13 protein-coding genes and 1 pseudogene are annotated in these 14,921 nt (G+C 38.5%); 11 read left to right on the top strand and 3 right to left on the bottom strand.

Translation table 11 applies throughout. The features are described from left to right. Positions 1 to 4: 4 nt before the first annotated feature. Positions 5 to 829, bottom strand: coding sequence for a late competence protein ComER (gene comER / locus JOC76_RS05575; RefSeq protein ID WP_205176591.1), 825 nt, complete (start codon positions 827 to 829; stop codon positions 5 to 7). A gap of 100 nt (positions 830 to 929) precedes the next feature. Here comER and JOC76_RS05570 point away from each other — a divergent pair, with 100 nt between their 5' ends. The 3 genes and pseudogenes from JOC76_RS05570 to JOC76_RS05560 all read left to right on the top strand — a co-directional run bounded on the left by JOC76_RS05570 (position 930) and on the right by JOC76_RS05560 (position 4,507). Beyond that, the gene (locus JOC76_RS05570) at positions 930 to 1,565 is read left to right on the top strand and encodes a helix-hairpin-helix domain-containing protein (protein ID WP_239557557.1); all 636 of its coding nucleotides are present in this window, start codon (positions 930 to 932) and stop codon (positions 1,563 to 1,565) included. A gap of 69 nt (positions 1,566 to 1,634) precedes the next feature. Next, positions 1,635 to 2,078 (top strand): annotated as a pseudogene (locus JOC76_RS05565) (ComE operon protein 2); the annotation flags it as partial. 101 nt (positions 2,079 to 2,179) lie between these two features. Then, positions 2,180 to 4,507: a DNA internalization-related competence protein ComEC/Rec2 gene (locus tag JOC76_RS05560; protein ID WP_205176588.1), complete on the top strand. Its 2,328-nt coding sequence runs from the start codon at positions 2,180 to 2,182 to the stop codon at positions 4,505 to 4,507. 69 nt (positions 4,508 to 4,576) lie between these two features. Here the strand turns inward: JOC76_RS05560 and JOC76_RS05555 are convergent, their stop codons facing one another. Then, on the bottom strand, positions 4,577 to 4,711 hold the full coding sequence (locus JOC76_RS05555; RefSeq protein WP_205176587.1) for a YqzM family protein: 135 nt from the start codon (positions 4,709 to 4,711) through the stop codon (positions 4,577 to 4,579). Positions 4,712 to 5,021: 310 nt separating this feature from the next. Between JOC76_RS05555 and holA the strand changes: the two genes are divergently transcribed. Further along, positions 5,022 to 6,038 (top strand): DNA polymerase III subunit delta, encoded by a 1,017-nt coding sequence (gene holA / locus JOC76_RS05550; RefSeq protein ID WP_205176586.1) that lies wholly within the window; start codon positions 5,022 to 5,024, stop codon positions 6,036 to 6,038. A 59-nt stretch (positions 6,039 to 6,097) separates the two neighbouring features. On the opposite strand, the gene rpsT is transcribed toward holA, so the two are convergent. Continuing rightward, positions 6,098 to 6,358 (bottom strand): 30S ribosomal protein S20, encoded by a 261-nt coding sequence (gene rpsT, locus JOC76_RS05545; protein WP_205176585.1) that lies wholly within the window; start codon positions 6,356 to 6,358, stop codon positions 6,098 to 6,100. 213 nt (positions 6,359 to 6,571) lie between these two features. On the opposite strand from rpsT, the gene gpr reads away from it, so the two are divergent. The 7 genes from gpr to grpE all read left to right on the top strand — a co-directional run bounded on the left by gpr (position 6,572) and on the right by grpE (position 14,902). Further along, complete coding sequence (gene gpr, locus JOC76_RS05540) at positions 6,572 to 7,690, top strand: GPR endopeptidase (RefSeq protein WP_205176584.1); 1,119 nt, start codon at positions 6,572 to 6,574, stop codon at positions 7,688 to 7,690. 275 nt (positions 7,691 to 7,965) lie between these two features. Continuing rightward, positions 7,966 to 9,171 carry a stage II sporulation protein P gene (gene spoIIP, locus JOC76_RS05535; RefSeq protein WP_205176583.1) on the top strand — a complete coding sequence of 402 codons (1,206 nt, stop codon included), beginning with the start codon at positions 7,966 to 7,968 and terminating at the stop codon, positions 9,169 to 9,171. 17 nt (positions 9,172 to 9,188) lie between these two features. Next, positions 9,189 to 9,515: a DUF3679 domain-containing protein gene (locus JOC76_RS05530; RefSeq protein WP_205176582.1), complete on the top strand. Its 327-nt coding sequence runs from the start codon at positions 9,189 to 9,191 to the stop codon at positions 9,513 to 9,515. Positions 9,516 to 9,889: 374 nt separating this feature from the next. Then, positions 9,890 to 11,725 (top strand): translation elongation factor 4, encoded by a 1,836-nt coding sequence (gene lepA, locus JOC76_RS05525; RefSeq protein ID WP_205176581.1) that lies wholly within the window; start codon positions 9,890 to 9,892, stop codon positions 11,723 to 11,725. 77 nt (positions 11,726 to 11,802) lie between these two features. After that, positions 11,803 to 12,942 (top strand): radical SAM family heme chaperone HemW, encoded by a 1,140-nt coding sequence (gene hemW, locus JOC76_RS05520; protein WP_205176580.1) that lies wholly within the window; start codon positions 11,803 to 11,805, stop codon positions 12,940 to 12,942. Between the two features lie 104 nt (positions 12,943 to 13,046). Next, positions 13,047 to 14,078: a heat-inducible transcriptional repressor HrcA gene (gene hrcA / locus JOC76_RS05515; RefSeq protein WP_205176702.1), complete on the top strand. Its 1,032-nt coding sequence runs from the start codon at positions 13,047 to 13,049 to the stop codon at positions 14,076 to 14,078. A gap of 227 nt (positions 14,079 to 14,305) precedes the next feature. Next, the gene (grpE, locus tag JOC76_RS05510) at positions 14,306 to 14,902 is read left to right on the top strand and encodes a nucleotide exchange factor GrpE (RefSeq protein WP_239557556.1); all 597 of its coding nucleotides are present in this window, start codon (positions 14,306 to 14,308) and stop codon (positions 14,900 to 14,902) included. Positions 14,903 to 14,921 lie beyond the last annotated feature (19 nt).

Raw genomic sequence — 14,921 nt, 5'->3', positions numbered from 1 at the left:
CGAATTATTTTTTAGAGAATTGAATTTCTACCTTTCCAAGTTCCTCTTTAAACTTTGCATGGGTTGCTTGAAAAATGTGTTCAAATACCATTCCTAGTTCGTTCTCCAATACCTTAATCCCTTCACCTGTTATCCCGCCTTTTACACAGACCTTTTCTTGAAGTGACGGTAATGTATAATGACCTTGTTTTATTAATTCACCAAGTCCCACAATCATCTCACTTGCAAAAATCGTCGCGGTTTCCGTATCAATTTCAGTCTCTTTTACAGCTGCTTGAATAAAATTTTGAAGAAGATAGCTAAAGAAGGCAGGTCCACAGCTGACAATATCAGAAGCAACCCTCGTAATTCGTTCATCTATGCTCACCGGTACAGAAATCTTTGAAATTAACTTTTCTACTTTTGTTTTCCAATGTTCACTGCAATGTTCACCATAGGTCACAAGTGATACCCCGGATAATGCTCGATTCGTAATACTAGGGATTACTCGGATTGTTGAACATGATACCTTTTGTTCAATTTGGCTGGTATTGACCGGACTAGTTATCGATATTAGACATTTATCGGGTGTTACATGTGGATTGATTTGCTCAAGGATATGGGGAATGTCTAAGGGCTTTACACAAATAAAAATTAAATCGGAATATGCTGCAACTTCCTCTGGATTCGCCCCAATTAATAGGTCTTTATATTTATCTTTAAGCAACAAGGCTTTGGATTTCGTTCTATTTGTGATCATCATGGAAGAAGGGAAAGCGGCCTTACCGTCAATCAAAGCTTCCACTATGATTCTCCCCATATTACCGGTACCAATAATGCCTATATTCATTATCGACCCTCCTTCGCATCCCGTATTCTTTTATAACATTATGAAAATTTTAGGTGAAATATACCTTTAGAAAGGATGGATATTCTTGAAAGATTGGTTGATGGAACACAAGATTAAATTGGGAGTTGTGCTATCACTTGTTCTTGGAGGATTTTATTATTTTTATGCTCAGGGGTCTGAGGAGATTTCCACGTTCAATACCACTAGTCAAGAGACAGAATCCCTAAAAACGGAAGTTGAGACGAAATCGGATAAGCCGGTCCAAGGAGCAACAGACCAGCCTGAAAAAATTATGGTGGATGTAAAGGGGCAAGTGAAGAATCCAGGAGTTTATCAATCTAGTACAGATGAAAGGGTAATGGACGTGATTGGAAGGGCAGGGGGATTAACGGACCAAGCTGACCAAACACAAGTGAATCTTGCTGAGCATGTAGTGGATGAAATGGTGATTTATATACCTCCGAAAGGGGAAGAGGGAAGTGCAATTATTGCAACCAGTGGACATAACAGCAATGCTTCGGGCGGAACGGGGCAAAATCAGGGGAAAATTGATCTTAATAAAGCGGATGAACAGGAGTTGCAAAATCTTCCGGGCATCGGACCTGCCAAAGCAGCCGCGATAATCGAATACCGCAATACAATCGGTCCTTTTAAAGCAATCGAAGACTTAAAAAACATCACTGGGATAGGCGATAAAACATTTGAAAAATTAAAAGATTTAATTGTAGTAAAATAAAACTTCCATTGACCATAGTTGACTTGTACCAGTAAACTTATAAGAAAAGTACTGAAGGGAGTGGGCAGCGTGGAACGAATATCTTGGGATCAATATTTTATGGCACAAAGCCATCTGCTTGCATTAAGAAGTACCTGTACAAGGTTAACAGTGGGGGCAACAATAGTCAGAGATAAACGCATAATAGCTGGGGGCTATAATGGTTCAATTGCTGGCGGAGACCATTGTATTGATAAAGGATGCTATGTCATTGACCATCATTGTGTAAGAACCATTCATGCCGAAATGAATGCATTATTGCAATGTGCTAAATTTGGTGTTCCAACAACGGATGCTGAAATTTATGTGACTCATTTTCCTTGTCTTCAATGCTGTAAGGCAATTATTCAGGCGGGAATCAAGACGGTTTATTATGCCGAGGATTATAAAAATCATCCATATGCTGTTGAATTGTTTGAACAAGCAAATGTAAAAGTTGAAAAGGTTGAATTAAAAGAATCAGTTATTCAATTAGGCAAGTAAGAAATCCATTCTACTAAATGGCGCCGGTACTTTCCGGCGTCACCCCGAATATAAAATTATCCTCTTAAAATAATATGACGGAGAAGCAAAAAATGAGCGGAAAATATATTTATATGGCTCTAGGTGTATTATTGGGTGTTCTAGGTGCCCTTGTGAATCCTTTCTTATTTCTTTTCTTATTTTTCCTCTATGTGCTCGTGTTAGCTAAGATAAAAATGTTCAAGCCTGTCTATATTTTTATCCTTTTTCTTTTAAGTTTTGTTTTTTTCTTAAAAGGCGAATGGGCAGAGGCTGATAATCAGTCAAAGCTTTCATCGTCTAAGACCATTTTTTATATCGAATATATTAGTGATCCCATGATTGACGGTGACTTATTAAAGGTGCAAGGCAAAGACAGCCAATCAAACGAAAAGGTCCTTCTCCGTTACCAAATTAAATCGGAGGAAGAGAAAAATGTTTTACAAAATCAAAGCTTTTATGGAAGCCAATGCAAGGTTACAGGGGAGCTGGAAAGACCTTCTATTGCTAAAAATCCAAATGGATTTGACTATCGTAAGTATTTGGCCTCGAAAGGTGTTTTTTGGATTGTAAAACTTAGCCAATACCCCCTTGAAAATTGTAAACCTCTCAAATCGACCCTGACCATATCCATTAAACAACTTCGCTTTATTGGTATTCGCTATTTAGACAATCATTTTCCCCCAGAAATTGCCGGATTGGCTGCAGCATTAATATTTGGCGATTCCCATATCTTAGAACCTGAGGTTTTGAGTGATTACCAACGTACCGGAATTGTCCATTTATTGGCAATTTCCGGTCTGCATGTTTCTTTATTTATTGGGATGATCTTTTTGATCGGAATACGGTGCGGTTTAAGCAGACAATTCATGTCAAACTTTCTTTTGGTCCTTTTGCCTATTTATGTCATCTTAACGGGCAGTTCTCCATCAGTTATACGCTCCGCTCTGATGATTTCCCTCATTTTGATCGCTGATAAGTGGAAGCACCAATTAAAACTAATTACCCTCGATGCTATAAGTTTGGCCTTTATTATGTATCTTTTTATTGCGCCGTTAGTTATTTTTGATATTGGCTTCCAGCTATCCTTCTTAGTTAGCTTTGCGATTATTTTAGCTGCTCCCAAAATTTTGCAAGGATATAAGGGGAATTTGGCAAAGATGGCTGCCACTTCTGTTACCGCCCAACTGTCTGCTATGCCGCTCTTACTTTATCACTATTTTCAAATTTCACTCATAGGGATAATGGCAAATTTGTTATATATTCCACTGTTTTCATTTGTCTACCTTCCTGTTGTTTATGTATTATTTTTTATTCAATTAATGTTCGGAGCCACCCCAAGGTTATTAATCAACATCATTCAAAAAATAATCGAGCTATCCAATCAGCTAATGGACCTTTTGGCCAATTTGCCATTCACAAATTTTACACCTGGCAGACCTCATATCCTCATTCTCAGTTTTTATATCATTCTTATTTCCATTATTTTTTTTACTTGGGAAAGAAGGCCATACCCGAACAAAAAAATTCATTTATTTTGGCTTGGGGTTTCACTGCTAGTGATTCAACCAGCATGGAATTGGTTAAATCCTTATGGTGAAGTAACCATGATTGATGTCGGACAGGGAGATTCTATTTTAATCCACCTCCCACATGGAAAAGGTAATTATCTCATCGATACAGGGGGTTCATTGAATTTTTTAGAAGAGGACTGGAAAATAAAGTCTAAACCATTCGAGGTGGGGCGGGATGTTGTTGTTCCTTTATTAAAAGGGAAAGGGATTACTCAAATCGATAAATTAATCCTGACCCATGGCGATATGGATCATATTGGAGGTGCTGCATCTATATTATCAAGTCTTAAGGTAAAACAAATTTTGATGCCATCCGTAACAGAACCATCAGAGACCGAAGAGCTTATTGCTATGGAAGCACAAAGACAAGGAATCCCAGTCATTAAGGTATCGTCAGGAAATCAGTGGCATCAAGGAGAAAATGATTTTTATGTCCTTTCACCGGAAAAGAACTTTACGGGTGAACGAAACCGTGGGTCGATTGCGTTTGTTGCGACCATTGGAGGTGTAAGCTGGTTTTTTGGTGGAGACCTCGACCAAGAGGGAGAGGAGAAAATAATTAAGCAACATCCTCATTTAAAGATTGATGTTTTAAAAGCTGGTCATCATGGAAGTAAAACGTCGAGTTCCGAATCCTTTATTAATCAAATTCAGCCAAAGGTTTCCCTTATCTCTGTCGGTGAACATAACCGGTTTGGGCATCCGCATCAGGAAGTATTGCAGCGTTTGGCTGCGGTAAATACCAAAATATATCGTACCGATCAGCAGGGGGCGATTACCTATATTTTTTATCGTGGAAAAGGAACCTTTTCAACCTATTTACCATAGGTTATATTAATTATTCAATAAAAAAAGACTGCAACGTAGCAGTCCCCGTGATCATTATGTAGCATCGCATTAAGAACCAACTATCTTAATGACTGTTGCGATAATAAAAATTAATGCAAAAAATCCAAAAGAAACTCCAAAACCTACCCCAGAATCGATCGCATCATTGCGTTTGTTTTGCATGTCCTTTTCAAAATGATTCACGCGCTACCCCCCCTATTTTCAAGTATAGTATAAGCTATTTGTCTGAAAAAATCCAGCATGCCTTTTGTACTTTCCTGTACTGACAAGAGTTGTCAAAATACTTCGACACGGGTAAGGCTACAATATAAGTAATAAAGGGAACCCCGCCAGATCATAGATGATCCTAGGGCAAATATGACTGGCGTTAAAATAGATTTGGGAATTGGCACTTGTGGGATAAATAGTGCTAATTCCCTTTAAGTACTTGTCAAAAGGTCCAAGCTTCATTACGATAAGAGATGAGTGAAAATAAAAGGGAGCGCTGGACGAAATGGTATTAGAGATATGGAAAAAAATTAAAAAAAGGGAAATAGCTCCTGTTTACTTATTATATGGAACTGAAGCTTTTTTAATCAATGAAACAAAACAATTACTATTGGAGCATATCCTGGATGAAGAAGAACGGGATTTTAATTTTTCGGCTTATGATTTAGAGGAGACTCCCGTTGACATTGCATTAGAGGATGCTGAGACTTTTCCATTTTTAGGAGAGAAAAAGGTCATTTTTTTACATAATCCTGTTTTTTTAACAGCGGAAAAAACAAGGGAAAAGGTAGAACATAATATAGCAAAATTGGAAACCTATCTGAAAGAACCAGCTCCATATACCATACTGGTTATCTCCGCACCATATGAAAAATTGGACGAACGAAAAAAAATTACCAAAGAATTGAAGCGGACTGCTGAATTAGTTGAGGCTAAAAAATTAAATGAACACGAATTAAAAAAATGGCTTAAAGACCGAGCGAAAAATAATGGGCTGGAATTCGAGGAAGCGGCAATTGACCAATTGTTAGCACTTGCTGGAACTAATATGTTTATGCTTGCAAGTGAAGTGGATAAACTGTCCTTATATGCGGCAGAGCAAAAGCGCATTAATAGTGACTTAGTTGAAAGGTTGGTTGCTAGGACATTAGAACAGAATATTTTTACTCTCATCGAAAAAGTCGTTCAAAGGAGATTAGATGAGGCGTTACGAATTTATTATGACTTACTCAAACAGAATGAAGAACCGATTAAGATTTTAGCATTGCTTTCCGGTCAATTTCGCTTAATCTATCAGGTTAAGGAGCTCTCAAGGAGAGGATATGGACAACAGCAAATTGCTGGCTTTTTAAAAACCCATCCATTTCGGGTAAAATTAGCCCTCGGTCAGGCCGCAAGTTTCAAGGATGAAGAATTAGCGCAGTTAATGGGGCTGCTAGCAGACGCCGATTACCAGATGAAAACGGGTGGTATGAATAAATCATTACTAATAGAGATGCTTTTGTTCCGATTAAAGAGATGATTAAAGAGATAATAAAAAAACGATTCCTAGTAGGGAATCGTTTTTTTATACGCTTATAATTAAAGAGCGTTCGCTTTTTTCATTAGACGTGATTTTTTACGAGCAGCAGCATTTTTGTGGATAAGACCTTTTGCAGCAGCTTTGTCTAATTTACTAGCAGCAGCAACTAATGCTTCTTTCGCAGCAGCAGCATCGTTAAGAGTAACAGCAGCTTCTACTTTTTTAACAGCCGTACGCATTGCAGATTTAGCAGTTGTATTTTGAGCATTACGAGCTTCAGTTGTTTTAACACGCTTAATAGCAGATTTAATGTTAGGCATTCCATTCACCTCCTACAAAGAATCGAGACTTATATGAACTCGACTTTACATTCATCCAAAATAATTGAGAACAAAGAGTATTTTATCAAACAGAAGCCTAGATTGCAATACACAATTCATGAGAAGAACAATTTAAAATGCATGTTTTACACATTCCAGGGCAAAAATAGGAAATAGTTTCTATTTTAGGATTCTCTATTAGGAGTGAATTTCATGAATGAGTCTATTGATTTAAGCAAGTATTCTGTCCGAACAGATTTGGCGATTGAAGCCAGAGAAATGGTGCTTGCTGGAAGGTCTGTCGGCGAAGAAGAGAACCTTTCAAAAATTGAAGGTGTCATTATTAAAGAAAAAGATGTAGATGATATAAAGATCTCGCTAGTTGAGGTAACCAAACAGGGCGAAGAACAGCTTGGAAAAAAGGCAGGTCGCTACTTAACATTAGAGGTTCAGGGAATCAGGCAGCAAAATACGGAGATTCAACAGAAAGTCCAAGAAGTTTTTGCCCGAGAGTTTGCCCATTTCTTAGAAGGCTCTGGAATTAAAAAAACCGATTCATGTCTCGTAGTCGGATTAGGGAATTGGAATGTAACCCCGGATGCACTTGGACCAATGGTGTGTGAAAATCTACTGGTCACTCGGCACTTATTCCAGCTTCAGCCGGAGAATGTTGAAGAAGGCTATCGCTCTGTCAGCGCTATATCACCCGGTGTTATGGGACTGACTGGTATTGAAACAAGTGATATTATTTTTGGTGTGGTTGAAAAGTCAAAACCAGATTTTGTTATTGCCATCGATGCATTAGCGTCTCGCTCAATTGAAAGAGTTAATTCTACAATCCAAATCTCTGATACGGGAATTCACCCTGGTTCAGGTGTTGGCAATAAACGCAAGGAATTAAGTAAGGAGACACTTGGGATTCCAGTCATAGCTATTGGTGTTCCCACAGTGGTGGATGCTGTTTCAATCACAAGTGATACCATTGACTTCATTCTAAAACACTTTGGAAAAGAGCTTAGGGAAGGGAACCGTCCTTCAAGAGCCTTGGCGCCAGCGGGAATGACATTTGGTGAGAAAAGAACATTAACGGATGAAGATATGCCTGAAGAAAAACATCGAAAAACCTTTTTAGGTATGATTGGCACCTTACCGGACGAGGAAAAAAGAAAACTTATCTATGAGGTATTATCACCAATTGGACATAATTTAATGGTTACACCGAAAGAAGTTGATGTATTTATCGAAGATATGGCAAATCTCATAGCGAATGGACTAAATGCCTCGCTCCATTCAGCCATTGACCAAGAAAATGCCGGTTTTACTACAAGATAATTAATAAAAGCGCAGGGCGCTTAGCTTTCGGCGACAAGCACAAGACGAGCCGGCCGAAAGGTTGTTCTTTAACCTTTTGGACGGATTGGCTTGTGACCTCGAGCCGATGGCGCCTGGAGCTGGACAGTTCTCAAAGTCGAAATTTCTTTCTTAGTCTTTGTACAATAAAAGGGGTCTAGTTTTTAAAATGGTACCTTTTTTTAAATAGAAATCATAGTTCTACCATTTCTAGTAAAGTCATAGAATTTACTAGAATCGTTTTGCGAGGTGGAACTATGAAAAACACTAGAAATTCAGGTGCCTTTTTAATTGTCCAAGGGGCAAGCATCTTGAAAATAGGTACTGCCCTTTCCCTATTTATACTGTTCATTTTCTTTATAAGCGGGCTTTTAACATCTTTAAAGCCGCAATATCAATTAATGTCGAGCTCTGTAAACCAAGCGGCTACAAATGTGAATGGTAAATTACTTTATCAATTAATCGGCTGGGAGAATCATCATTTCTTAATGATTGAGAATAACTGGGAAGCAACACCAAAGCTGACCAATTTGATTTTTACACTCTCTAGTAATATTAATCTAAATGATCCACGCAGTCTTCTAGGCCGAGAACTTCCGGGATTCTATCAATTTGATGGGAAAATTCTTGTAGCAGGTGAAGGGACAAATTATACCAATATGCCGGTTGAGTCGGCGCCGCCAATTAAAATTATGGAGGAGCAACGCGAAGCCGCCCTGCAAAATCTTGAAGGATTGGACAAGTCAACAGATGAAAATTCTGCGTCATCTCCTAATCAAACGACTGGAGGCAGAAAGGTCGTCTATGTTTACTTCTCTCATAATCGGGAATCCTATTTACCATATCTAAAAGGAGTCTCCGACCCGGATTTAGCTTATCATTCGCAAATTAATGTGACCAAAATAGGTGATGAATTAGAACAAAGCCTCGAAGAAAAAGGAATTGGCAGTTTTATAGATAAAACGGATATTCAAGCGGAATTAAATAAGAAGGGCTGGAAGTTTTGGCAGTCCTATGATGAATCTAGAACGGTTGTGCAAACAGCCATGACCAACAATCGGGACTACCATTATTTTATTGATATACATCGTGATTCACAACGAAGAGACAAAACCACTGTCACGATTAATGGAAAATCGTATGCAAAGGTTGCCTTTATTATCGGTGGGAAAAATCCTAACTACGAAAAGAATGCTAAACTGGCAAAAGAACTTCATGACCGATTACAGAAAAAATATAAGGGTTTAAGCAGGGGGGTTATTATCAAAAATGCCGCAGGATCAAATAGTATTTATAACCAGAATCTATCAGAAAATGCGATTCTGATGGAGTTTGGCGGCGTTGATAATACATTCGATGAACTAAACCGCTCCGCTGATGCCCTTGCAGATGTGTTTAGTGATTTCTACTGGCAAGCTGAGAAAGTAAATACGGATACAAAGCAGCCTGCAGATCAACAATAGTGATTAGGAGCATTTTTATGAAAATGTTTATGTTAAAAAGCATATGTCTAGCTGCCATCATGTTAATCGCTGTGTTAACTTGCATGCAATTGGCAAGCAGTGGCATACAAAAGATGAAAGGATATGAGGACCCAAACTTTGAAACGGCTGTTAGCTTTCATGAAAAAGATAATACCGTTAAGGCATCCATACTAGGAAAAGACATTTCTAGCCATGATATAGCAGCAAAGAAGAAAAAATTAGAAGAATTAAGCGCATTTAATTTTTTTTCCTCAATGGGAAAAAACCTGTCAAATGGAATCACAAGTGCTTCAGAAAAACTAATTCATTTCATTGAAGAATAATAAATGAAGGGTCTATTAAAAACCATGTTGATTGGAGCGGAAGGCGCTCGACTCCTCGAAAATGCTATCGTATTTTCTTCGTGCGTGGGCGGACTCGAGGAAGAATTTCAAAGTCCTGCGGGAGTACGGGGCAGGGGAGACCCCACTCATCTCTAAGCGCCGAGGAGGCTCCCCGGCACGCCCGCGGGTTTGCTGAGCGCCTGGAGCGGAAATCAATACTAAATTATAAATGAAAGACGGCATTGATGGGTGCCGTCTTTCATTATTGTTGTAGTTAGAAACTTATGGAACGGCATTCTGTATTGAATCTTGTCTAGCCTACTGATATAATCAAAAATAGTGTACATGTGCGAGTATAGTAGGAGTGGAAGACCATGAACAGAGAAGAAAAACTCAAACGACAATCAAAAATTAGAAATTTTAGCATTATTGCCCATATAGACCATGGGAAATCAACATTAGCTGACCGGATTTTGGAAAAAACGAATGCCTTATCATCCCGTGAAATGAAAGATCAGCTGTTGGATTCAATGGATTTAGAAAGAGAACGCGGGATTACGATTAAGTTAAATGCTGTCCAATTAAAATACAAAGCAAAAGATGGCGAAGAATATACTTTCCATTTAATAGATACACCAGGACATGTCGATTTTACGTATGAAGTTTCAAGAAGTCTTGCAGCATGTGAAGGGGCTGTTTTAGTCGTGGACGCTGCCCAGGGAATTGAAGCACAAACACTAGCAAACGTATACTTAGCCCTAGATAACGACCTTGAAATTTTACCTGTCATCAATAAAATTGACCTGCCAAGTGCAGAACCTGAAAGAGTCCGAAGTGAAATTGAAGAAGTGATCGGTTTAGATGCCTCTGAAGCCGTTCTTGCATCAGCAAAAGCAGGCATTGGAATTGAAGAAATTCTCGAACAAGTTGTGGAAAAAATTCCTGCTCCAGCAGGTGATCCGGAAGCTCCCCTAAAAGCATTGATTTTTGACTCTTTATATGATGCTTATCGCGGTGTTGTTGCCTATATCCGTGTTGTCGAAGGGACTGTTAAAGTCGGTGACAAGATTAAGATGATGGCTACAGGAGCAGAGTTTGAAGTAAACGAAGTTGGTGTATTTACACCTAAAGCCGTTATGCGTGATGAGCTGTCTGTAGGGGATGTTGGCTTCCTGACAGCCTCCATTAAGAATGTAGGGGACACCCGTGTCGGTGATACGATTACCAGCGCCAAAAAAGGTGCGACAGAACCTCTTCCAGGTTATCGTAAATTAAATCCGATGGTATACTGTGGGCTTTACCCAATAGATACCGCTAGATTTAACGATCTCCGTGAAGCTTTGGAAAAACTGCAATTGAATGATTCTGCGCTTCAATTTGAGCCGGAAACATCCCAAGCACTCGGTTTTGGTTTCCGTTGCGGCTTCCTTGGACTACTTCATATGGAAATCATTCAAGAACGTATTGAGCGTGAATTTAAAATTGATTTGATTACAACAGCACCAAGTGTTATCTATCATGTCCATTTAACAGATGGTTCTCAACTAAATGTTGACAACCCATCCGATATGCCAGATCCGCAAAAAATTGATCGTGTGGAAGAGCCATATGTTAAAGCCACGATGATGGCTCCAAATGATTATGTTGGGGCTATAATGGAGCTTTGCCAATTAAAGCGGGGAATCTTTATTGATATGCAATATCAAGGTGAAAATCGGGTTAGCATTGTTTATCAAATTCCATTAGCCGAAATTGTCTATGATTTCTTTGACCAGTTGAAATCTAGTACAAGAGGCTATGCTTCTTTTGATTATGAGTTGATTGGTTATCAACCTTCAAGCCTGGTTAAAATGGATATATTACTAAATTCCGAAAAAGTTGATGCCTTAAGTTTTATTGTCCATAAAGACTTTGCCTATGACCGAGGCAAAATCATTGTAGAGAAACTGAAAGAACTGATCCCAAGACAACAGTTTGAAGTACCTATACAAGCGGCAATTGGTCAAAAAATTGTGGCTCGTTCTACTATTAAAGCGATGCGTAAAAACGTATTAGCTAAATGTTACGGCGGCGATATCTCGCGTAAACGTAAATTGTTAGAGAAACAAAAAGAAGGTAAGAAACGGATGAAACAAGTAGGGTCCGTTGAAGTACCACAAGAAGCGTTTATGGCCGTATTGAAAATGGACGATAACAATACGAAAAAATAAACAAGATAAGAGGTTAGGGATTGCCTTAAAACAGGTGATTCTAGCCTCTTTTTGTTAGAAAGAGCAGAGGATGAAAAATGATTAAAGCGGCATACCTCCATATTCCCTTTTGTGAGCATATTTGCCACTATTGTGATTTTAATAAAGTGTATTTAAAGGGTCAGCCTGTTAATGAATATATTGAGGCGATTGGCCGAGAAATGGAATTGACCCTTAGCGAGTTCCCAACGCGGTCCCTTGATTCCATTTTTGTAGGAGGCGGTACACCTACTTCTTTAAATGAACAACAGCTCTACCAATTTTGTGAAAGTATTAATAAAAATTTACCTAAAAGCGATACTCTTGAATATACGTTCGAAGCCAATCCGGGAGACTTATCAAAGGAAAAATTACAAATATTAAAGGATGCTGGTGTAAATCGTATCAGTTTGGGGGTACAGACCTTTAATGAAGAGCTGTTAAAAAAAATTGGACGTGTCCATAAGGCAAAGGATGTTTATCAGTCAGTTGAAAATGCCAAAAGGATTGGATTTGAAAATATCAGTATTGATCTGATTTTCAGTTTACCCACGCAAACTGTCCGGGATTTTAAAGACTCATTAACAGAGGCCTTTTCACTTGATATTCCTCACTATTCCGCCTATTCGCTAATCATTGAACCCAAAACCGTCTTTTATAATTTATTAAAAAAAGGCAAGCTTCCTACCCCTGGGGAAGATGTGGAGGCGAATATGTATGAAATATTAATGGAAGAAATGGAAAAACACGGATTTAATCAATATGAAATTAGTAATTTTTCAAAAGCAGGGTTTGAAAGTAAGCATAATTTAACTTATTGGAATAATGAGTATTACTACGGATTTGGAGCGGGTGCTCATAGTTATGTAAATGGACGGAGACGGTCTAATATAGGACCATTAAAAAGATATATGGAACAGCTAAATCAACATGTTTTACCTATTCTTGAAGATCACCCTGTTTCAAAAGAGGAGCAAATGGAAGAAGAAATGTTTCTTGGGCTCCGAAAAACGAAAGGAATCTCCATTCCGCACTTTACTGAAAAATTCGGTACAAACCCAATGGAAATATTTGCGTCCGAATTAGATGATTTAACCAATAAAAAATGGATAGAAGTAAACAATGACACTATATATTTAACTAAAAAAGGTCGTTTGTTAGGGAACGAAGTATTTCAGGCCTTTTTGGGGGTAATTTAAAGCAAACCGATTTGCTTTTTGATTGACATCTTCCCACTTTTTTTGATAATTTATTAATATAATTAGCACTCGTTGATGAGGAGTGCTAACAGAGGTGATGAATGTTGCTAACAGATCGTCAATTGTTAATTCTACAGGTTATCGTTGATGACTTTATTCGATCTGCCCAACCAGTCGGCTCAAGAAGTTTGTCGAAAAAAGAGGAAATTTCCTTTAGTTCCGCTACCATTCGAAATGAAATGGCCGACCTTGAAGAGTTGGGGTATATCGAAAAGACACATACCTCCTCAGGTCGTGTGCCTTCTGAAAAAGGATACCGGTATTATGTGGATCATTTAATCTCGCCTCAAACCTTAAATCAAAAGGAAATTTCGATTATACAATCGATTTTTGCAGAAAGAATATTTGAGTTTGAAGCAATTATTCAAAAATCCGCCAAAATCTTATCAGAGCTTACCAATTACACATCTATAGTATTAGGGCCTGCTGTTAGTGTGAATAAGTTAAAGAAAATTCAAATCATTCCCTTAAACAAGGAAACAGCGGTTGCTATTTTTGTGACGGACACAGGGCATGTGGAGAACAGAACGTTTTCGTTGCCTGAGATGGTTGATGCTAGTGATATTGAAAAAACGGTGAATATCCTGAATGAGCGGTTATCCGGAGTACCTCTTGAAGATTTAAATGATAAGATTTATAAGGAAGTGGCCATGCTGTTACGGCAGCATATTCATAACAATGATCTAATGCTGCAGATGATTGCTGATTCATTTAAAGCGCCAGTAACAGAAAAGCTGTTTTTTGGTGGAAAAACCAATATGTTAAGCCAGCCAGAGTTTCATGATATTTCAAAGATACGCAGTCTGTTGACCATGATTGATCAAGAAGAATGGATTTACAACTTAATCCGCAATGAGTCAGCCGGTATTCATGTGAAAATTGGCAGGGAAAACAATATAAGTGCAATGGATAATTGCAGTTTGATAACGGCTTCCTATTCGGTGGGCCTTGAAAAGCTAGGAACAATTGCCATACTAGGACCAACGAGAATGGAATACTCGCGTGTGATCAGCCTGCTGCAATTTTTAAGCACGGATTTGACCGCTGTTTTAACAAAATTGTATCAAAGTAAATAGTGCTGGTAATATTGAGTAAGGGTGAAAAGGATTGTCCAGCTTCAGCGCCTAGGGGCTCTTAGGTCTAAGCCAATCCGTCAAGAAGGCAAAAAACAGCCTTCTAGCCGGCTTGTCTGTAGCCTTGCGCCCCTGTTCAAGGCGCTTCCGCTTTTCTAATCTCACCCTTTTTCCTTGTGAGACTATCAGTAATGATTAATACATTGAATCCTTTAAGGGAGGTGAGTAAGTTGACGAATGAACAAAACAATACGATTAATGAAGAACTCGAAATAGAAAATAACGAAGTTGAACTTACTGAAGAAAATACAGGTGAAACTGTTGTTGGTAAAGAGGAATCAACTGAAGAGACAGCAGTAAATCCTGTTGACGAATATTTGCAAGAAATACAGCAGCTTAACGCGAAATTAGAGGAAGCAGATAATCGATACCTAAGACTTCAAGCAGACTTTGATAACTTCCGCCGCCGTACGAGATTGGACCAAGAGGCCGGCGAAAAATATAGAGCTCAAAAATTGATCACTGATTTACTGCCGGCGTTAGACAACTTCGAAAGAGCCATGAAAATGGAAGCTGACAATGAACAGACTAAAACTCTGCTGCAGGGAATGGATATGGTATACCGCAGTATGGTAGAGGCACTAAAAAAAGAAGGTGTTGAACCAATCGAGGCTGTTGGCAAAGAGTTTGACCCGCACTTGCACCAGGCAGTTATGCAAGGGGAAGATGCGAATTTCGGTTCAAATATTGTGACTGATGAATTTCAAAAAGGTTATCTATTAAAAGATCGTGTGATTCGACCTTCAATGGTAAAAGTAAATCAATAATTCTACATATTTAATAGGA

The sequence above is a fragment of the Neobacillus cucumis genome (assembly GCF_016908975.1).
GTDB lineage: Bacteria > Bacillota > Bacilli > Bacillales > Cytobacillaceae > Neobacillus > Neobacillus cucumis.
The sequence above is the reverse complement of the archived record's forward strand: the minus strand, read 5'-3'. Positions and strand labels throughout refer to the sequence as shown.